We start from the raw sequence: 18,198 nt of genomic DNA on the forward strand, positions 1-18,198 counted from the left end.
TATCCGCTGTTAGTCCGTCTCGCGGCTGTACGGTTCGAGCAGTGCGCTCGGAGCGCCCAGCCCGGCCTCGTCGAATCGGACGACCGTGACCACGAGGACGAGAATCGTCGCGAGGTACGGGTACGTGGACATGATCGTCGGGTGCATCAGCAGTTCGAGGACGGGGTTGACGACGCCGGCCAGCGGCGTCGCGGCGTCCAGCGCGAGGTCGATGCCCTGCGAGCGCAACTGGAGGGCGTCGAGGAGGCCGAAGATGTACGCGCCGACGAGCGCCCGCTCGGGGCGCCACTGGGCGAAGATGACGAGCGCGACGGCGATCCACCCGCGCCCGGCGGTCATGCCCGTCGCCCAGAGCTGCGAGAACGCGAGCGAGAGGTGTGCGCCCGCTGCGCCGGCGAACGCGCCGCCGAGCAGGACACAGAGGTAGCGCATCTTGAACACGTCGACGCCCATCGTGTCGGCGGTCTCGGGGTCCTCGCCGACGGCGATGACCTCCAGCCCGAGGTTCGTCCGGAAGAGGAACCACCAGACGATCGGCACCAGCGCGAGCGCGATGAAGTCCGGCGCGGTGCTCCTGAACAGCGCCTCGCCGACGATCGGGATCTCGACGAGGTACTGGCCGACGAGCGGGAGGGTCATCTGGGGGAAGCCGTCGATCGACCGGTCGACCCAGGCGGCGCCGAAGAACGTCGTGAGGCCGGTTCCGAGAAGCGTGAGCATGATGCCGCTGATGACCTGGCTCGATTTGAGCGTGATACAGAGGAAGGCGTGGACGAGCGCGAGCAGCGTGCCGAGCGCCATCCCGACGAGGAACCCGAGCCAGTAGTTGCCGGTGACGGCGGTCGTCGCGAACCCGCCGAGCGCGCCGACGAGCATCATCCCCTCGACGCCGAGGTTGAGGACGCCGCCGCGCTCGCTGATGATCTCGCCGAGCGCGGCGAAGATGAACACCGTCGACGCCCGCACCGCCGCGTCGAGGAGTCCGGCGGTAAAGCCCACCATCAGGCCTCACCCGCCGGTCCGGCGGCCGGCTCTCGACCGAGTTCCACGTCGACCCGGTATCGCTTGACGAACTCGGCGGTGATCAAAAAGAGGATCACGAGTGCCTGGATCACGTCCACGAGCGCCGCCGGGACGCCGTAGGCGACCTCCAGTTTCGACCCGCCGACGAACAGCAGGGCGAAGAAGGCCGCCGCCAGGAGCACGCGAACGGCGCCGTTGCGCCCGAGGAGCGCGATGGGGATCGCGGTGAACCCGTACCCCGGCGAGAACTCCGGGATGAGCCGCTCCTGCACCCCGGAGATCTCGTTGAAGCCGGCGATCCCCGCGAACGCGCCGCCGACGAGGAAGACGAAGAGATAGACGCGGAACGTGCTCATCCCCGCCTGGACGCCCGCGAGCGGGTTCGATCCGACGAACGTCACTTCGAATCCCGCTCTGGTTCGGGCCAGCAGCACCGCGGTCGCCGCGACCGCGAGCAGTCCTACGAGGAAGCCGGCGTGTACGTCCAGCAGGGGGATCGCGGGGAACTGCGCCGCGTCGGGGAGGAGGTCGCTCCCGGGGAAGTTCCCGCTCCCGCCCTGCATCGGCCCGCGGACGAGGTAACTCGCGATCTGCGTCGCGACGAACGTGAGCAGGAGCGTCGTGATGATCTCGTTCACGTCCCACTTCGCCTTGAGATAGCCGGGGATACCCGCCCAGAGACCGCCTGCCACCGCCGCGCCGAGGACGGCCAGCGGGATCAGCGCGACCATCGGGAGCGAGACGTTCAGCCCGATCCACGTCCCAGCGATCGCGCCCATGTACAGCTGGCCTTCCGCGCCGACGTTCCAGAGGCCGGCACGGAGGGGGAGATACACCGCCAGCCCCGTCAGCACCAGCGGCACGGTCCGCGTCGCGGTCTGTCGCAGGCCGAACGGGTCGGTCAGCGTCTCGACGAACATCGTGTTGTACGCCGCGATCGGGTCGACCGACAGCGCGACGAGCGCGACGGCACTCAGTGCGAGCGCGCCGAGCACGGTGAACACGGGCGTGCCGACAGCCAGCCATCTGGGCACGTCTTTGCGGGCGGAGAGCTCGACCGAGACGTTCACCGCGCGTCACCTCCCTCTGTCCCCGCGGTGTCGACCGCCTCGGCGTCGCTCTCGCCACCTGTCTCGCCCCCGTCGGTCATCGCCGCACCGGACGCGCTCGCGTCCGCGACGGCCTCGTCTCCGGCCGCGGGCGCGCCGCCCGTCATCCGCATGCCGACGCGCTCGCGGTCGGCTGCCTCCGGCGTCGTCTCGTGGACGAACTCGCCCTCGTAGATCACGAGCAGGCGGTCGCTCAGGTCGAACAGTTCGTCCAGATCCTCGGAGATGAGGACGACGCCGGTCCCGTCTTCGCGCTGGTCCAGGAGCGCCTCGCGGAGGAACTCGATGGCGCCCACGTCGACGCCGCGGGTCGGCTGGTGGGCGACCAGCAGGTCCGGGTCCCGGGCGAGTTCGCGCCCGAGGACGAGCTTCTGTAGGTTCCCGCCGGAGAGGTCGCCCGCCGGAACCTCGCGTACGTCGTGGACGCCGCGCACGTCGAACTCGTCGACGATCGACTCCGCGTAGCGCGTCAGTTCGTCGTAGTCGAGGAACGGACCGTCGTCGAACCGACCGTCGCGGAACGCCTTCAGCGTGGCGTTGCGCATCACCGAGAGCTCCTCGGCACAGCCGTACTCGTGGCGGTCCTCGGGGACGAACGAGACGCCCGCGTCGACGAACGTCCGGGTCGACTCGTCGGTGAGGTCCGTCCCCGCGACCGAGAGCGACCCCGCGGTCGGCGAGCGGACGCCGGCGAGGGCCTCCGCCAGTTCGCGCTGGCCGTTGCCGCTCACGCCGGCGATCCCCACGATCTCGCCCTCGCGGACGGAGAGGTCGATCCCCGACAGCGCCTCGATACCGCGGTCGTCGTCCGCGCGCAGTCCGGTCGCGTCGAGGACCGGATCGCCGAGTTCGACGCGCTCCCTGTCGAGCGAGAACAGCACCTCGCGCCCGACCATCATCCGCGCCAGGTCCGCCTGGTCGACGGTGCTCGTCTCGACGGTGCCGACGTTCTCGCCCTCCCTGAGGACGGTCACGCGGTCGGTGATCGCCGTCACCTCCGAGAGCTTGTGAGTGATGAAGATGATCGCGATGCCGCGGTCGGCCAGCGCCCGGAGCGTCTCGAAGAGGCGGTCGGCCTCCGTGGGCGTGAGGACGGCCGTCGGTTCGTCGAGAACGAGCACGTCCACGTCCCGGTACAGCGCCTTGAGGATCTCCACGCGCTGGCGCTCTCCCACGTCGAGTTCGCGGACCGGCGCGTGCACGTCGACGTCGAAGCCGTAGTCGTCGGCGAGCGCCTCGATCTCCGTCGCCGAGGCGTCGAGCCCGATCGAGAACCGCTCCGCGAGGGCGCGAGCGACGCGGCTGTCGCGGACCGCGTCCGGGAGCCAGCTATCCGCGCTGTCCGACCCGCTCCGGCGGAACGCGCGGGCCGGTTCGCGCTCGCCGAGGACGACGTTCTCGGCGACGGTGAGGCGCGGGATGAGTTTGAAGTGCTGGTGGACCATCCCGATGCCGCTGTCGATGGCGTCCTGCGGCGAGTCCAGGTTCAGTCGGCGGTCGCCGAGGTGGACGCTGCCCCCGTCGGCGTCGTACAGGCCGTAGAGGATCTTCATCAGCGTGCTCTTGCCGGCGCCGTTCTCGCCGAGGAGACCGTGGATCTCGCCGCGGCGGACGGAGAAGTCGACGTCGTCGTTGGCGACGACGCCCGGGAACGTTTTGCGGACGCCCGACATCCGGAGGAACGCGTCCTCGTCCATTACTATCGGGCAGGGCTTCGAGCCTCCTTGAAGATACCGTTTGGAGCGCGGGCGGGTGGCGCGTGTTCCCGCCACACACGACCGCAGGCGGCAGAACCTAGAGGGTCTCGATAGTCCTAAAAGGCCCCCGGTACAGCGCTATAGGCAGCCTTATCAATTCCCATAAATCTGTACCACACGAGGAGCGGTCGTCCGGCCCGGCGGCACGGGTCGCGGCCGGTTCGCGTTCGGAAAGTAACAATGTCGACAGGCATCACACGACGCAGGGCGATCAAGGCACTGGGACTCGCGGGCGCCACCGGACTTGCGGGCTGTTCGGGGTCGGGCGACGCCGCGACGGACGAGGGTGAAGACGGCGGATCCGACGGGAGCGACACCGTCAAGGCCGCGTTCGTCTACAACTCCGAGGTCGGCGACCAGGGGTGGTCGTGGGCCCACGAACAGGGGCGACAGGCCGTCGCCGAGGAGTACGACTGGCTGGAGACGGGTCACACCGAGGCGGTCGAGCCCTCCGAGGCGAAGTCGGTGTTCGAGCAGTACGTCCAGGACGACTACGACGTCGTCTTCGGCAACACCTTCGGCTACATGGACACGATGGTGTCGGTCGCCGAAGACAGCCCCGACACGCTCTTCGAGCACTGCTCGGGCTACGAGACTCGCGAGAACATGGGTCGGTACTTCGGTCGGATGTACCAGGCGCGCTATCTGGCGGGAATCGCCGCGGGGATGCTCACCGAGGCGGACACGCTCGGCTACGTCGCGGCGCTCCCCATCGCGGAAGTCGTCCGCGGCATCAACGCGTTCACGCTCGGCGCGCGCTCGGTCAACGAGGACGTGACGACGAAGGTCCGCTGGACGAACACGTGGTACGACCCGCCCAAGGAGAAGGAGGCGGCGACCGCGCTCGTCGACGAGGGCGTCGACGTGATGGCCCAGCACCAGGACTCGGCGGCGGCGGTCCAGGCCGCGGCCGAGGCGGACATCTGGGCGACCGGCTACGACGCCCCGATGGCCGAACAGGGCGGCGACAGCTACGTCACCTCCCCGATCTGGCACTGGGAGGAGTTCTACGGCCCCACGCTCGAAGCCATCCACGACGGCTCGTGGGAGGCCGACTTCTACTGGGAGGGCCTCGGCGACGGCATCGTCGGCCTCTCCGACTGGGGTCCCGAGGTACCGGAGGACGTGAAATCGAGCGTCGACGACGCCCGCTCGGCCATCGAGAGCGGCGACACCGACGTGTGGGCGGACAGCAAGTTCGCCGACGCCGACGACGAGACGCTGTTCCAGGACATGAGCAGCTACGTCGAGGGCGTCGAGGGCTCCGTCCCCGAGTAATCCCCGGACGCGTTCGCACCGCCGTCGGCCACCGCGGCCGGCAAACAGGAACTTTTTCCCGACGCTCGGCGGACCGGACGGCATGGAACGGCTCCGCGCGTCGCTACACGAGGCGCCCATCATCGACAAGGACGGCTACGAGTATCTCGTCCACCCGATCAGCAACGGCGTCCCGATGCTCGACCCCGCGCTCCTGCGCGAGGTCGTCGTCGGCATCGTCCGCAACGCCGACCTCGAAGTGGACAAGATCGTCGCCCCGGAGGCGATGGGCATCCACGTCGCCACCGCGCTCTCGCTCCAGACGGACATCCCGCTGGTCGTCATCCGAAAACGCGAGTACGGCCTCCCCGACGAGGTCGCGCTGGAGAAGTCGACCGGCTACTCCTCCTCCGAGATGTACATCAACGACATCGAGGAAGGCGACCGCGTGCTGATCGTCGACGACCTGCTCTCGACCGGCGGGACGCTCGCCGCGATCACGGAAGCGCTCGACGACATCGGCGCGGAGATCGCCGATATCGTCGTCGTCCTCCGGAAGGTCGGCGACAGCGCGCTCGACGACACCGACTACGAGGCGACCAGCCTCCTCGACATCACCGTCGAGGACGGCGAGGTCACGGTCCATTGACGCGGGTCGGCGCCGGATCGCGCTCTCCGACCGGGAGATAGTCGCACGGTTTCTCTGTTCAGAATCGTCGTTGAGACTGAAACGGGAGATCTGGTAACCACGGCGCGCGTACTGACCGCTGGTGATTCTATCGGAACCGATTGATATACAGAGTTGTCTGTGAGAGACAGGGCGCGTCTCTTGTAATGGGTTCGGAACTGATTCTCCCGAGAGTCACAACACCGGGCTCGGGTGGCCCGCTCTATCTCTGATAGGTGGACGTAACCGAAGCGTTAACTGTATAGTTATCAACACTAGTCCATGCGTGCGTCTCTGCTCTCGACGGTCGCCGTCGTCGCCCTCCTTGTCCTCGCGGGCTGTAGTGGACTTCCAGTCACGGGCGAGAACGAACCGACACCTGACGCATCCCCCAGCGATTTCCCGAACGCGTCGGCCATCAACCACACCGTGTTCGACACCCACGCGGCCGCGATGGGCAACGCGAGTTTCAACCTCACGACCGAGATGGTCCAGAAGGACGGCGCTCCGTGGAGTGATGAGAGGAACTTCACGTACTGGAACGACACGACGCAGTATCTCGCCGAGCCCGGCGATTCACAGTACATCCTCCACAGAAGCGGCAGCTACGAGGCGTTTAACGGCACCAGATACTCGAACGGGAGTACGGTATACGCGCTGTCACCGGAAGGTAATGTGACTGTGAAACCCGTCTTCATCACGTCGGTGCTCAACGAGTCAGGGGAGAATTATCTCTGGCGTGGTGGACTCCTCGGCGACGACCACGATTCCGGCGCTATCAACGCCACTTACGAACGGAAGGGCGTCGAGATGTTCCAAGGCGTCCCAGTGATGCGGTACGAGGCAAACGACACCGACGCATTGAACGGTAAATGGGCACCGAGGGAGAACGCGAGCTGGGCCTACCAGAACTTCTCCGCGACACTCCTGCTCGACGGAGACGGCATCGTCCGCCACTATCAGTACACGTTCGTCAGAACTCCCGAATTAATCGATAACGTGCGGTACTCACGGACATACACTCTCTCCGACGTGGGGAACACTGACGTCGAGAAACCAGACTGGGCGAAGAACGCGACAACCGGGTCGTAACCACTCCACCCGATACCGAGTGGGTCGCCCGGTTCGATCAATCCGTCCGCCACACTGACCGTGCGTTTCACGGCCAGCTCTGAACAGAGAAACAGTTTCGTCGACTACTGTTACAGCTCGTGGCCGCAGGCGCAGTTGCCGATACAGTAGGTCGTGTCCGCCTCGCCCACGTCGAGGCCGACCGCGGCCATCGCCGCGAGGATGCTGGCCGACTCGTCGGGGTCGGGCCGGACGCGGGCGGCCGTCGCGCCGTAGGGCGCCGACCCGACCGGGATCCGCTCGACGAGTTCGCGCGAGGCGTTGTCGATCACCGCCACCTCGTCGTTCGTCTGGACGGGGACGTACAGTTTCTCGCGGCTCGGCCCCCACGTGCCGACGAACGCCGACCCGTCGAGCGAGATGCGCCCATCGACCGCCTCGGTCTCGATGTCGACGACCGACACGTCGTTCGTACCAGGCGTGAACACGTAGCCGAAGCGCGAGTCCGGCCCGATTTCGCTGGTGAGCGCGCCCTCGCCGAGGCCGTCCTCGGGCGTCAACTGCGCGAGGAGTTCGGGCGCCGCGGGCTCGCTGGTGTCCCAGACGCTCTCCGTTCCAGTTCTGTGTTCGACGATCAGACGGTCGCCACTGGGCGCGACCGTCCCCATCCAGGGGGCCGCGGTGTCGTCGCCGTCGACCGGCGGCACGTCGATTTGCGTCTCGATCTCGAACTCCGCCACGTCGAGGACGGTCAGCGTGTCGCCGAACAGGTCGGGGACGTACGCGTACGCACCGTCCGGGTGGACGGTCACGTCGCAGGGGCCGGGCCCGTCGTTGTCTCCGCGACCGCCCTCGTCCGTGCGGTCGATCTCGTCGACGACCTCGCCGAACGTCTCCGAGTCGCGGTCCGCGTCGATCCGGTAGTTGGTGTGTGCCGGTTCGCGGGCGCTGACGACGACCGACTCGCCGTCCGGCGTGAGTTCCTGCCAGTTCGACCCCGACCCCGTCTCAGCGCGGGCGACTTCCGAGAGTGACCCGGCCGTGACCGCGCGCACGCCGCGGCCGACGTTCAGCCAGAGCGGGTCTTCCGGATCGGTGGTCAACGCCGGCGCGTACTGGTTCGACGGGAACGAGGCCGAGAGGCCGACGTGCTGGGTGTCGACCACCTCGTCGCGCTCCGGGTCGATCACGCTCACCGTCGCGTCGTCGGTGTTGAACACGAAGACGGTGTCCTCGGCGTCGGAGCCGTCACCGGTCGCCGTCCCGTCGGTCCCGCTCCCGTCGCCGCTCGACCCGCTCGAACAGCCGGCCGCGAGCGCGGCGCCGGCGGTCGCCGACCCCGCGAGCAGGCCGCGCCGCGAGACGCCCGACTCGCCGCCCGGGCCGTCCGTCGCATCGCCGTCCGCTCCGCCGCGATTCGGATACAGTCGGTCGGCGTCGCCGTCGCCGTCGGTCATATCTCACCCTCGAACCGTCGCCGAAAATACCTGCTGGTGGCGTGTGCGCGCCGCGCCGACCCGCTCGGAGTGCTGTCCGATCAGCCCGCAACGCCTCACTCGGCGCTACCCGGAGTCGGGACTCACGACCTGGTTTCGCAGGTCGCCGTAGGTGCCGGTCTCCTCGATCTGTTCGAGGTTCTCGACGAGGATGTCGGCGAGACGCGACCAGTACTCGGGGGTCGCACCGGAGTTGTGGGGGGTGATCCGGACGTTGTCGAACCCCCAGAGCGGGTGACCGGCGGGGAGGGGTTCCGGGTCGGTCACGTCCAGCCCAGCGCCGCCGAGTTTGTTCCCCCGGAGCGCGTCGACGAGCGCGTCCGTGTCGACGATCGGGCCGCGGCCCACGTTGACGAGCACGGCGTCGGTCGGCATCGCGGCCAGTTCCGACTCCCCGATCAGGCCGCGCGTCTCGTCGGTCAGCGGCGCGGCGACGACGACGTAGTCCGACCGCGCGAGCGCACCTTCGAACTCGTCGTCGTCGGTGAACCCGACCACCTCGTCCGTGGGACCGCCCTTGTCGGGCGTGTAGCGAGCGCCGATCACCTCGACGCCGAAGCCGTCCAGTCGCTCGACGACCGCTTCTCCGATGGCGCCCAAGCCGACGACGGTGACGGTCGAGCCCCGGAACTCGCCGCCGCGGAAGTGCTGCCACAGTTCGTCCTGCTCGCGGCGCCACCCCTCGTCCAGGCGGCGAGCGAACGCGAGGAGCCAGCCGACGACGTGTTCGGCGATGTTCGGTCCGTGGACGCCGGAGGCGTTCGTGACCGCGACGCCGCGCTCCTCGAAGGCCTCCAGTGGCAGGTGACCGACGCCGGCCGACCCGCAGGCGAACAGTCGGAGCTCGCTGGCCCGCGCGAGCAGTTCCTCGTCCATGTGCAGTCCGGTGACGACCCGCGCCTGCCCCACCGCCTCGTGGGCCTCCCCGCTCGTCCGCGGGAGCGTCACGTGGTAGCTCGGGAGTCGATTTCGGAGTTCCGCGGCGTACTCGCTCGCGGGTATCCCGTGTGCTGGCTGGTTCAACACGACGATCCGCTCTGCTCCGGCCATGGAACGTGGTCGGCCGTGACCGAAATAAACGTTCTCGACCGGTCGGGCCCGTAGCGGCCGACCACCGGGCCTTTACTCGTCTCGGCCCGTCGCCCCGAGTATGGAAGCAGTTCACAACGAAGAGACGGGGACGTGGCACCTGATCGGTGTGCGCGGGTGCGGTGCAGAGCCCGACGGCGACACCGTCGACGGCACGTGGGCGGAGATCCGGGACCGGGTCGAACGCGATAGCGACGACCCCTGCGAGAACTGTAACTGGCCGTCCTGACTGGTTCTTCCGCGCGAGCTGAGACCGAACTCGGACACCGTCGCTCGACCGCTGGGCCTCCGCGCTCGAACGCGGCGGGAGAGACCGCTTCCGAACGGTTCGGTCCTCGAACGCGTCCGGTTTTCGCCGTTTTCGCGCCGAGCAAGGAGTGGCCGGAATCGCTCGGTCGGGTCTCCGGTCGCGGACTTCCCGATCGCACACGGGTCGACGAACGAAGCCAATTCGGTATCGTTACTGGCTTTCTATTAGTTACCGTTATGCCGGCGGCTGACGACCCGTTCGTATGGACGACCCGAACGCGGACCCGTACGAGCGACTCGAAGTCTGGTGTGCAGGGGAGGAGTGGTGCCCCGTCACGACGACGGCGACGCTCATCGGCAAGAAGTGGCATCCGGTCATCGTGCACAGGCTGCTCGAAAACGGTCCGAGCGGATTCAACGAACTCCAGGAGGACGTCGACGGCATCTCGAGCAAGGTGCTCTCGGACAGCCTGGAGGACCTGGAGGAGAACGGGCTGGTGAACCGCGAGATCATCAGTGAGAAGCCGTTTCGAGTGAACTACTCGCTCACCGACCACGGCGAGTCCCTCCGGCCCGTCATCCACGCGATGCGCGACTGGGGGAAGCAGTACCTGACCGAGCCCGAGGGCGAGGAGCACTCGACCTGAGCGGCCGCGGTCGGTCGGCTGTCAGATCCGGGCGACCGCGACGCTCGCCGGCTTCGACGGCAGCGCTCTCACTGATACATGCGGAGCGACTCCGCTTTCGAGCTCTCGTCCGCTTCTGACTCGCGCATCCGCTCGGCGAGGGCCTGCTCGTTCTCACGGATCTCGGACGCGGCCTCGCGCAGGGGGTCGACGTCCACGTCGATGCCGGCGACCGGCACGATCCCGTCCTCGATGAGCGTACACGCCGCCTCGGGGTCGGGCCGCTCCGGATCCGCCTCCACGATCAGACCGAGCGACGTGATCCCCTCGGTGCGCGCGACGTTCAGCATCGCGCCGGTCGGGCCGCTCCAGAGGCCGGCTTCGGACGGCGGTTCGATGTCGAGGGCTGCCAGCGTCTCCTCGCCGCCGCCGGTCGCGACGCCACACAGCGAGCGCTCTTCGGCGGAGTCGGCGGTCTCGTCTCGCGCGATGCCGCTGAAGTTGATCGGGAGCGCGTTTCGCTCGACGAGGAAGCCGGTCAGACACGACGCGAAGTCCGAGACGGTCTGTGGCGACACCGCCACGTCGCTCTGGAGGGCCAGCAGGTCCCGCCGTTCGTCCGCGTAGATGCGGACCGCGGGGAGGACTCTGTGGTCGTCACCGTGATACGCCCCGACCTGCGGCAGGCTCGGACACTCGATGCTCGCGTAGTAGGTCATCCCGAACTGGTCGATCAGGTGGTCGGTCGCGAGTTTGCCCACGAGGCCGAGTCCGGGAAGCCCCTCCACGAAGACGGGGTTGTTCAGCCTGAGGTGTTCGTTCCAGACGACTGCGTGACTCATACACCAGTTTCGCGTTCGAACGGCAAAAGCGACACAGGCGCGTGCGGAGAACGCGACAGACCGCGCAGTTCCGGCGGTATCGCCCTCGACGCGACGGACTCACTCCGCGAGCGAGACCCGGTAGCCGTCGCGGAACGGGTTCGCGTACGGGATATCGAACGCCTCGTAGACGCCCGACGGGACCGCGATGTCCGCGAGCACCAGGTCGGCGTCGAGGCCCGCGAGCCCGGTCTTGGGGAGCGCGAGCGTGACGACGCTGTCGGAATCCGCGACGACGCCCGCTCGCTCCCCCGTGGTCGCGTTCAGCCCGGAGGGAACGTCGAGGGAGACGACGGTCGAGTCCTCGTCGACGGCCCGGAGCAGGTCGGCGGGCGTGCCGCGGAGCGGTCCCTCGAGGCCGTAGCCGACGAGCGCGTCCACGACTACTGCGGCGTCGCTGTCGGTCAGCGCGTCTGGCCCGCCGCCGACCGGGACGCCCATCGCGGCGAGGGTGTCGTACTGTGACCGCGCCGCGCCGTCGAGGTCGTCTGGATCGCGATCGAGGACGACGGAGACAGGGATCTCCCGGTTCGCGAGGTGGCGCGCGGCGCAGAGCCCGCCGCCGCCGTTGCCGCCGTTGCCGGCGAGCACCGTGACGCCCTCTCGCCCTCTCTCGCGGACGTGTGACGCGATATTTCGACCGGCGTTCTCCATCATCTGCAGGAGTCCGAGCCCGAACGTCTCGACCGCGACGCGGTCGACCGCGCGCATCTCCTCGGCCGTCACCGCCGTCACCGACTGCCCCTGGCCCGTCTCGAACAGTGTCCGGTCCATCGGTCGGACCGACGACCCGCTGTCGGTTGTAGCTTGTCGTGGATCGCGCAACCGACCGGCGAGAGCGAGCGGAAACCCGGTCAGTCGTAGGTGTGGAAGTCGACCGCCTGTTCGAGTAGTTCGTCGGGGACCCCGGGGACTTCCTCGGAGCGGACGGGGCCGAGTTCGTCGAGTGCTTCGGGGTCGCGCGGGAAGTCTCGCAACCGGAAGTGCACGTCGATGCCGGCTCTCGCGCCCTCTCCGAGCGCGACGGGGATCTGGTTGTGACCGGGCGTGCAGTCCCCCACGGCGTACACGTCGTCGACCGACGTCTTGCCGTGGTCGCCGACATCGATGGTCCCGTCGTCGTTGATCGCACAGCCGAGTTCGCTCGCCAGCCCGTTGTTGTACTCGGCGCCGTACATCGCGAACCCGCCCCTGTACTCGCGGACGGACCCGCTCTCGAACTCGAGGGCTTTCAGCCAGCCGTCCTCGCCGTTCTGGACGCCGGTCACGTCCTCGTGGACCACGTCGATCGGGTGCCGGTCCAGCACGTCGGCCGTCTCGTCGCTCCACTCGGGGTCCACACCGCGGGTCAGCAGGTCGACCTCGTCGGTGAAGTTCAGCATGATCATCGCCACGTGTGCGGCGCTCTCTCCGTGTCCCATGACGTAGACGGACTCGTCGACGAACATGTGAGCGTCACAGTGCAGGCAGTAGTGGAGGCCGCGACCGGTTCGCGGCAGCGGTGGCTCCGGTCGCACGTCGTTGAACCCCGTCGCGAGCACGACGATCTCGGCCCCGTAGTCCGCGTTGTTCCCCGACAGCCGTATCCGTTCGCCGTCCTCCTCGTCGCCGCCGCCGTCTCGGGAACACGACGTCACCATGTCTCGATGGATATCACAGCCGTACTCCTCGAGTTGTTCCCGACCGATCTCGAGGAACTCGCCGCCGCTCGTCTCCTCGCGGACGCCCAGCAGGTTGTGCGTCTGTCGCATCATCGCCGCGCGACCGCCGCCGCGACTCACGACCGCCGTCCGGTGTCCGAGTCGCGTGCTGTAGAGCGCGGCCGTCATCCCCGCCGGGCCGCCGCCCACGACGACCACTTCGTACTCGTGGCTCTCGGTGGTCTCGCTCATGCGCTCGAACTACTCGGCGAGTCGACTAATAGCTGCGGCCGGAAACGTAAGCGTACGAGCCTCGCTGTCTCGTTTTGCCACTGATGGGCCGCTGTCGGTCCGCGCGGCACGTCCCGCTGTCCCCGTCGTGATTCGGAGACCGCAGGATCGAATCGGAGTTCAGAGACGTCAGGATCGAAACCGGACGGAGAGCCGAACAGGGTGTGGCGACCGAGCAGACCGGTCGCTTCGGGCGGACCGCTCTGGGTCCGACCGTCGGGGGTACCGACCAGTCGTCCGATTACATCTCCATGTCGTGTTCCTCTCTCGCGTGGTCTTCGAGTTCCTCCTCCGTGTCGAACGTCTGGCCGCACTTGCCGCACTCGTGAGTGCCTTTGCCGCCGTGTGACATACGATACCATCTATCGCCGTGGCCGGTATATCTGATCCGTGCATTTGCCACGTGTGGCTGTCGGGCGCCGCTGGGGCCGGTGTCTCGACCTTAGACGGTCAGACGAGGTCTGTGACGGCTCGCCCCGCGGTAGCTGTCGTCGGTCCGGCGAATAGAACGCGTAAGGCCCGTGGTCGTCCTGCCAGGCGGACGGGACCCGTCGACGAGCGGCGAGTCGTTCTGACGAGGACCGAGCGGGGTTACCGGGTGGTAACTCGCCGTTGATTAGTGATGCGCTCGTACCGACGGTCATGGAGACATTCGACTTCCTCTTCATCGGTTCCGGATCCGGACTGGACGTCGCGAACGTCGCGGCGAACCAGGGCCAGTCGGTCGCTGTCGTCGAGAGGGGACGCCTCGGCGGCACCTGTCTCAACCGCGGCTGTATCCCGTCGAAGCTACTGCTGTACCACGCGGACGTGCTGGAGACGATCGAGCGCGCCGACGAGTTCAAGATCGACGCGACGGTCGAGGACGTCGACTTCGCCGAGATCGTCCGCGAAGTCAACGAGGAGGTCCACGGCGATTCGGAGTCGATCCGGAACGGGCTCAGTTCGTCGCCCCAGCACAGCCTGTTCGACGGCGAGGCCCGGTTCGTCGACGAACGGACCATCGAGGTGTCGGGCGGCGAAGACGACGGCGCCCGACTGCAGGCCGAGACGATCCTCGTCGCCGCCGGCTCGCGGCCCGCGATCCCCCCTATCGACGGGATCGAGTCCGTCGACTACGTGACGAGCACGGAGGCGCTCCAGCTGGAGACGCCGCCCGACCACCTCGTGATCGTCGGTGGCGGCTACATCGCGGCCGAACTCGCCCAGTTCTTCGGGACGTTCGGAAGTGATATCACTATCGTCGGTCGGCGTCCGAATCTCCTCCCCGAGGCCGACGAGGAAGTCGCCGCGGCGTTCACCGACCGCTACAGTGACCGGTTCACCGTCCACACCGGACACGCGGCCACGGCCGTCACCGAAGACGGGGGCGAGTTCACGGTCGAAGCGCACCCCTACGAGTACGGCGAGGCTGCGGGACTCGTCGAGGGCGCCGACACCGTCAGCGTGACCGGCGACGAACTGCTGGTCGCCGCCGGGCGCGTGTCGAACGCCGACACGCTGAACCTCGACGCGACGAGCGTCCAGACGGACGACCGCGGGTTTATCGAGACCGACGAATACCTCCGAACCGACGCGGAGGGCGTCTGGGCGCTGGGCGACATCGTCGGCGAGTACCTGCTGAAACACAGCGCCAACCACGAGGCCCAGACGGCCGCACGGAACATCTTCGGCAGCGAACTGCGGCCGGTCGACTACAGCGCGATGCCGTTCGCGGTCTTCGCCTCGCCGGAGGTCGCCGGCGTCGGCGCTCGGGAGGAGACACTCCGCGCCGAGGGCCGCGAGTACGCGACCAACACTTACCGCTACGAGGACACGGCTCGCGGCGACGCGATGAAAGCCGAGGGCTTCGTGAAGGTCATCGTCGACCTCGAGGGCGAGATACTGGGCTGTCACATCGTCGGCCCCGACGCGTCCACGGTGATCCAGGAGGTCGTCGTCGCGATGAAGGCCGGGTCGGGGACTGTGCAGGACATCCGGGAGTCGGTCCACATCCACCCCGCGCTCCCCGAAGTCGTCCAGCGGGCGTTCTCCGGCCAGTTCAGCCGCGGCAGTGACCACGACCACGACCACGAGCACCACCATTGACCGTCAGTTCGACGACCACGACCGCCATCACCGACCGCGACCGGGGGCGATAACACTCGTGTAACCCGGTTACCGGGGCGTTCGCGCGGCCTTTAGTGGTCGACCCTCCCAGTGACGGACGTAATGACGAACGCAGCAGTCATCGTACTCGCCGGAACGGAATCGCACGCGGACACGGGTCGACTCGTCAACGGACTCGAGACGGCCAAGGAGTTCGCAGAGACCGAGGGCGACGAGGTGGAACTGATCTTCGACGGCGCCGGGACGCAGTGGATCCCCGAACTCGAAGACGAGGACAGCGACTACCACGACCTCTATCAGGCAGTCAGGGGCGACACGTCGGTCTGTGACTTCTGTGCCGGCGCGTTCGGCGTGGAAGACGCGGTCGCCGACGCGGGCGTCGTCACCCTCGACGACCACGACGGCCACCCGAGCATCCGCTCGCTCGTCGACGACGACTACGAGATCATCACGTTCTGAACGGGGCTCGCCGTTCGCTCCCTGAACGGGCCCCGTCGTCCGCCCGGACGCGGGTCGTCAGACCGTCGACGCCGTGAACTGGGAGACGCCGGTCCGTGCGTTCAGACGACCACGACCGCGACGGAGTCCCGTCTCTCACGCCCTCATATGGGCGAGTTCAACGTCCCGAAGTAGACCTGCCACGCGAGGAGGGACTTCGCGACGAGGCTGAGGACGATGTAGGTCTTCTCTCCGAAGAGGTAGTCGGTCCAGCGCCAGGTCTCGCGGTACTGCAGGACCATGTTCAGCGCGAAGAGATTGAAGAACACGAAGATGGAGACGTAGATGTAGATCACGAACTCTGGGAACTCGCTGCCCGCCGCGACCACGCTTCCGACGAACGTGACACCGATGACGACCCACGGGATCAGTCCGGCGAGCGTTCCGACGTAGTACGCCGTCCAGTCGGTCCGGTCGGTCGCCTGATTGCGCTGTTCCATCAACAGCCCGCAGAGGTTCATCACCGCGACGAGCCCGAACAGGGCGATCAGGGTTCCGAGGTCCCAGACCCCCGCGAGCATCGCGATGACGACGATCATCAGCGACGCACTCACGGAGTACTCGTACCACCGGTAGGGATTCATCCCTCGCTCGAGGTACTCGACGTACGCCCCGTAGCGAACGGTGGCGATGAGCGCGTGTGCCAGCGCGGAGAGAAAGAGAAACCCGGCGACCAGCAGCGGGAGCTGTACGTCGACCCACGGCACAGTCGCCGGTGCGAGCGTCTCGCTGGCGACGTCGAACTCGTATCGCGTGCGAGTGATCGGCCAGCGGACGTCCTCGGCCAGGACGACCATCAGGACACCCTGAACGAAGTGCAAGACGGCCATCACCGCGTTCCACCGACGGAGACGCCGATACCGCGGGGCAGTGACCGGCGGCGTCGCCGCTTCAGCCCGCCGCGGCTCCCCGGCCGCATCGGCGTTCGAGGATTCTGTCTGTGACACGTTAGTAGACGGGTCGGCTACAGGGCCCAGTTGCAGTATCCGGGATCTGTGCGAGACCGCTCTCGTCGAGCCCTCGAAGCTCTTCGGTCACTCCGTCAGGTAGATACGACACGGGAACACTTGTGCCCGGAGTTACATCAATCGTGGCTGTTGTTACGATCGTTCTAACTGTGAACGGGCGAGTGACGCTCGACGGACGAAGAATCCCTCGGGGAGGCGGAGAACAAACTCCTCACGGACGCCGGGCCGCCCCTGCGATCGGTGACCGCGACGTGAATTTTCGCGAATCCAGGTGGAACTAACTCTGCCGTTCGGATCCTTCGCAGCGTCCTGTGGCTGTTCGGGTCCGTTCCCAGTACGACGGCCGTTGCGGGCTGGTGTTCCAGCCTCGGAGGTATCCTCTGTTCGGCCATGAGACGGATAATCTCGGTTTCGAGACGGCTGATTTCGGATTCGAGACGGCTGATATCGGATTCGAGACGGCTGATTTCGGGAGCCGAAATCTGGCTGCAGAGGGAGCCGTCGAACGGTGGCGTCCGAACGCTGCCCGTCCGTTCACTCGGTGGTTTCCTCGAACCGCGATGGCCTGCCGGTCTCCTCCGCCAGTCACTCCGCTACGGTTCGAAACTCCCCCACCGCAGGTCAAGAAGTATGGTTCTACCGGAGTAACCAGAGGTATGAGCAACGGTGGAGACCGGATCGAGCCGTTCTCTCCTCGCCGTCGGGGGACCGTCGATTACATGCGAACTGCGGGCAAGCGAAGCAACGTCCACGGCCTCGTAGAGGTCGACGTCACCGAGGCGAAACGACGCATCCGAACTATCGAAGAGGAGACGGGGGAGCGGCTCTCGTTCACCGCGTTTCTCACCTTCTGTCTCGCCCACGCCATCGACGACCACCCCGAGATCAACGCCTATCGAGACTGGCGGGGACGAGTACACGTCTTCGACGAGGTCGACGTGAACGTGCTCGTCGAGACGACGATCCGGGGCGAGCGAATCGGCGTCCCGCACGTCATTCGAGGAGCCAACCGACGGTCGGTACGGTCGCTTCACGACGAGATTCGGTCCGCTCAGGAGTCACCGGACCCGACGGAACTCTCCCGATGGGGACAGGTGGGGCTCCGACTCCCCGGATTCGCTCGGCGGCTGATCTGGCGGCTGCCGCAGTGGTTTCCCCGGCGGTGGAAAGACGTCGCGGGAACCGTCGCTATCACCGCTGTGGGAATGTTCGGCGGGGGCGGCGGATGGGCGATCAGCCCCACGAACTACACGCTGCAACTGACCGTCGGCGGAATCAGCGAAAAACCGCGGCTCGTCGACGGGGAACTCGAGAGCCGGGAGTTGCTCGATCTGACGGTCACGTTCGATCACGACGTCGTCGACGGCGCGCCCGCGACCCGGTTCGTTCGTCGACTGACGGAACTCGTCGAAGACGCCTCCGGGTTACGGACACAGGACGAACCGTGATCCATCGTCGCCGATTGCG

The 18,198-nt window shown here is 67.3% G+C and carries 17 protein-coding genes; 8 read left to right on the forward strand and 9 right to left on the reverse strand.

Annotated features, from left to right (window positions below; translation table 11 throughout):
* Positions 1–9 precede the first annotated feature (9 nt).
* Genes D1409_RS01495 through D1409_RS01505 form a run of 3 tightly spaced genes read right to left on the reverse strand, consistent with a single transcriptional unit; the run spans position 10 to position 3,829 of the window.
* Complete coding sequence (locus tag D1409_RS01495) at positions 10–1,002, reverse strand: ABC transporter permease (protein WP_123533339.1); 993 nt, start codon at positions 1,000–1,002, stop codon at positions 10–12.
* On the reverse strand, positions 1,002–2,093 hold the full coding sequence (locus tag D1409_RS01500; RefSeq protein ID WP_123533341.1) for an ABC transporter permease: 1,092 nt from the start codon (positions 2,091–2,093) through the stop codon (positions 1,002–1,004). Before D1409_RS01500 ends, D1409_RS01495 begins: the two co-directional genes overlap by 1 nt.
* Positions 2,090–3,829 (reverse strand): ABC transporter ATP-binding protein, encoded by a 1,740-nt coding sequence (locus D1409_RS01505; RefSeq protein ID WP_206424950.1) that lies wholly within the window; start codon positions 3,827–3,829, stop codon positions 2,090–2,092. Before D1409_RS01505 ends, D1409_RS01500 begins: the two co-directional genes overlap by 4 nt.
* Positions 3,830–4,069: 240 nt before the next feature.
* Between D1409_RS01505 and D1409_RS01510 the strand changes: the two genes are divergently transcribed.
* The 3 genes from D1409_RS01510 to D1409_RS01520 all read left to right on the forward strand — a co-directional run bounded on the left by D1409_RS01510 (position 4,070) and on the right by D1409_RS01520 (position 6,905).
* On the forward strand, positions 4,070–5,167 hold the full coding sequence (locus D1409_RS01510) for a BMP family ABC transporter substrate-binding protein (RefSeq protein WP_123533343.1): 1,098 nt from the start codon (positions 4,070–4,072) through the stop codon (positions 5,165–5,167).
* A gap of 82 nt (positions 5,168–5,249) precedes the next feature.
* Positions 5,250–5,795, forward strand: a complete 546-nt coding sequence (gene hpt, locus D1409_RS01515; protein ID WP_123533345.1) for a hypoxanthine/guanine phosphoribosyltransferase — start codon at positions 5,250–5,252, stop codon at positions 5,793–5,795.
* Between the two features lie 300 nt (positions 5,796–6,095).
* The gene (locus D1409_RS01520) at positions 6,096–6,905 is read left to right on the forward strand and encodes a DUF7537 family lipoprotein (protein WP_235853476.1); all 810 of its coding nucleotides are present in this window, start codon (positions 6,096–6,098) and stop codon (positions 6,903–6,905) included.
* Positions 6,906–7,015: 110 nt separating this feature from the next.
* On the opposite strand, the gene D1409_RS01525 is transcribed toward D1409_RS01520, so the two are convergent.
* The gene (locus D1409_RS01525) at positions 7,016–8,341 is read right to left on the reverse strand and encodes a YncE family protein (protein WP_206424951.1); all 1,326 of its coding nucleotides are present in this window, start codon (positions 8,339–8,341) and stop codon (positions 7,016–7,018) included.
* A gap of 105 nt (positions 8,342–8,446) precedes the next feature.
* Positions 8,447–9,430: a D-2-hydroxyacid dehydrogenase gene (locus D1409_RS01530; RefSeq protein ID WP_123533347.1), complete on the reverse strand. Its 984-nt coding sequence runs from the start codon at positions 9,428–9,430 to the stop codon at positions 8,447–8,449.
* 100 nt (positions 9,431–9,530) lie between these two features.
* On the opposite strand from D1409_RS01530, the gene D1409_RS24230 reads away from it, so the two are divergent.
* Together D1409_RS24230 and D1409_RS01535 are read left to right on the forward strand one after the other, a co-directional pair.
* Positions 9,531–9,698, forward strand: coding sequence for a hypothetical protein (locus D1409_RS24230; protein WP_164471529.1), 168 nt, complete (start codon positions 9,531–9,533; stop codon positions 9,696–9,698).
* Positions 9,699–9,981: 283 nt separating this feature from the next.
* Positions 9,982–10,365 carry a winged helix-turn-helix transcriptional regulator gene (locus D1409_RS01535; protein WP_123533349.1) on the forward strand — a complete coding sequence of 128 codons (384 nt, stop codon included), beginning with the start codon at positions 9,982–9,984 and terminating at the stop codon, positions 10,363–10,365.
* A 68-nt stretch (positions 10,366–10,433) separates the two neighbouring features.
* On the opposite strand, the gene D1409_RS01540 is transcribed toward D1409_RS01535, so the two are convergent.
* From D1409_RS01540 to D1409_RS01550, 3 genes are all read right to left on the reverse strand, one after another.
* Positions 10,434–11,186, reverse strand: coding sequence for a proteasome assembly chaperone family protein (locus D1409_RS01540; protein ID WP_123533351.1), 753 nt, complete (start codon positions 11,184–11,186; stop codon positions 10,434–10,436).
* Positions 11,187–11,285: 99 nt separating this feature from the next.
* Positions 11,286–11,999, reverse strand: a complete 714-nt coding sequence (locus tag D1409_RS01545; RefSeq protein ID WP_123533353.1) for an NAD(P)H-hydrate epimerase — start codon at positions 11,997–11,999, stop codon at positions 11,286–11,288.
* Between the two features lie 80 nt (positions 12,000–12,079).
* Entirely contained in the window at positions 12,080–13,117 is a 1,038-nt protein-coding gene (locus D1409_RS01550) for an NAD(P)/FAD-dependent oxidoreductase (protein WP_123533355.1), read from the reverse strand.
* Positions 13,118–13,798: 681 nt separating this feature from the next.
* Between D1409_RS01550 and D1409_RS01555 the strand changes: the two genes are divergently transcribed.
* Entirely contained in the window at positions 13,799–15,244 is a 1,446-nt protein-coding gene (locus D1409_RS01555) for a dihydrolipoyl dehydrogenase (RefSeq protein WP_123533357.1), read from the forward strand.
* A 123-nt stretch (positions 15,245–15,367) separates the two neighbouring features.
* Positions 15,368–15,724 carry a DsrE family protein gene (locus D1409_RS01560; RefSeq protein ID WP_123533359.1) on the forward strand — a complete coding sequence of 119 codons (357 nt, stop codon included), beginning with the start codon at positions 15,368–15,370 and terminating at the stop codon, positions 15,722–15,724.
* Positions 15,725–15,867: 143 nt separating this feature from the next.
* Here D1409_RS01560 and heR read toward each other — a convergent pair whose 3' ends face one another.
* Positions 15,868–16,710: a heliorhodopsin HeR gene (gene heR / locus D1409_RS01565; RefSeq protein ID WP_268895801.1), complete on the reverse strand. Its 843-nt coding sequence runs from the start codon at positions 16,708–16,710 to the stop codon at positions 15,868–15,870.
* Positions 16,711–17,387: 677 nt separating this feature from the next.
* On the opposite strand from heR, the gene D1409_RS01570 reads away from it, so the two are divergent.
* Positions 17,388–18,179, forward strand: coding sequence for a 2-oxo acid dehydrogenase subunit E2 (locus D1409_RS01570; RefSeq protein WP_123533362.1), 792 nt, complete (start codon positions 17,388–17,390; stop codon positions 18,177–18,179).
* The last annotated feature ends 19 nt before the right edge of the window (positions 18,180–18,198 follow it).

Origin of the sequence: Halosimplex salinum, from assembly GCF_003730195.1 — an archaeon.
GTDB lineage: Archaea > Halobacteriota > Halobacteria > Halobacteriales > Haloarculaceae > Halosimplex > Halosimplex salinum.

Excerpts from the sequence above, each read along its gene's own strand:
- D1409_RS01570 (WP_123533362.1), top strand. The coding sequence starts at position 17,388 with ATGAGCAACGGTGGAGACCGGATCGAGCCGTTCTCTCCTCGCCGTCGG.
- D1409_RS01495 (WP_123533339.1), bottom strand. The coding sequence starts at position 1,002 with ATGGTGGGCTTTACCGCCGGACTCCTCGACGCGGCGGTGCGGGCGTCG.
- D1409_RS01545 (WP_123533353.1), bottom strand. The coding sequence starts at position 11,999 with ATGGACCGGACACTGTTCGAGACGGGCCAGGGGCAGTCGGTGACGGCG.
- D1409_RS01510 (WP_123533343.1), top strand. The coding sequence starts at position 4,070 with ATGTCGACAGGCATCACACGACGCAGGGCGATCAAGGCACTGGGACTC.
- D1409_RS01540 (WP_123533351.1), bottom strand. The coding sequence starts at position 11,186 with ATGAGTCACGCAGTCGTCTGGAACGAACACCTCAGGCTGAACAACCCC.
- D1409_RS01525 (WP_206424951.1), bottom strand. The coding sequence starts at position 8,341 with ATGACCGACGGCGACGGCGACGCCGACCGACTGTATCCGAATCGCGGC.
- D1409_RS01505 (WP_206424950.1), bottom strand. The coding sequence starts at position 3,829 with ATGGACGAGGACGCGTTCCTCCGGATGTCGGGCGTCCGCAAAACGTTC.
- D1409_RS24230 (WP_164471529.1), top strand. The coding sequence starts at position 9,531 with ATGGAAGCAGTTCACAACGAAGAGACGGGGACGTGGCACCTGATCGGT.
- D1409_RS01550 (WP_123533355.1), bottom strand. The coding sequence starts at position 13,117 with ATGAGCGAGACCACCGAGAGCCACGAGTACGAAGTGGTCGTCGTGGGC.
- hpt (WP_123533345.1), top strand. The coding sequence starts at position 5,250 with ATGGAACGGCTCCGCGCGTCGCTACACGAGGCGCCCATCATCGACAAG.
- D1409_RS01530 (WP_123533347.1), bottom strand. The coding sequence starts at position 9,430 with ATGGCCGGAGCAGAGCGGATCGTCGTGTTGAACCAGCCAGCACACGGG.
- D1409_RS01520 (WP_235853476.1), top strand. The coding sequence starts at position 6,096 with ATGCGTGCGTCTCTGCTCTCGACGGTCGCCGTCGTCGCCCTCCTTGTC.
- D1409_RS01560 (WP_123533359.1), top strand. The coding sequence starts at position 15,368 with ATGACGAACGCAGCAGTCATCGTACTCGCCGGAACGGAATCGCACGCG.
- D1409_RS01535 (WP_123533349.1), top strand. The coding sequence starts at position 9,982 with ATGGACGACCCGAACGCGGACCCGTACGAGCGACTCGAAGTCTGGTGT.
- D1409_RS01555 (WP_123533357.1), top strand. The coding sequence starts at position 13,799 with ATGGAGACATTCGACTTCCTCTTCATCGGTTCCGGATCCGGACTGGAC.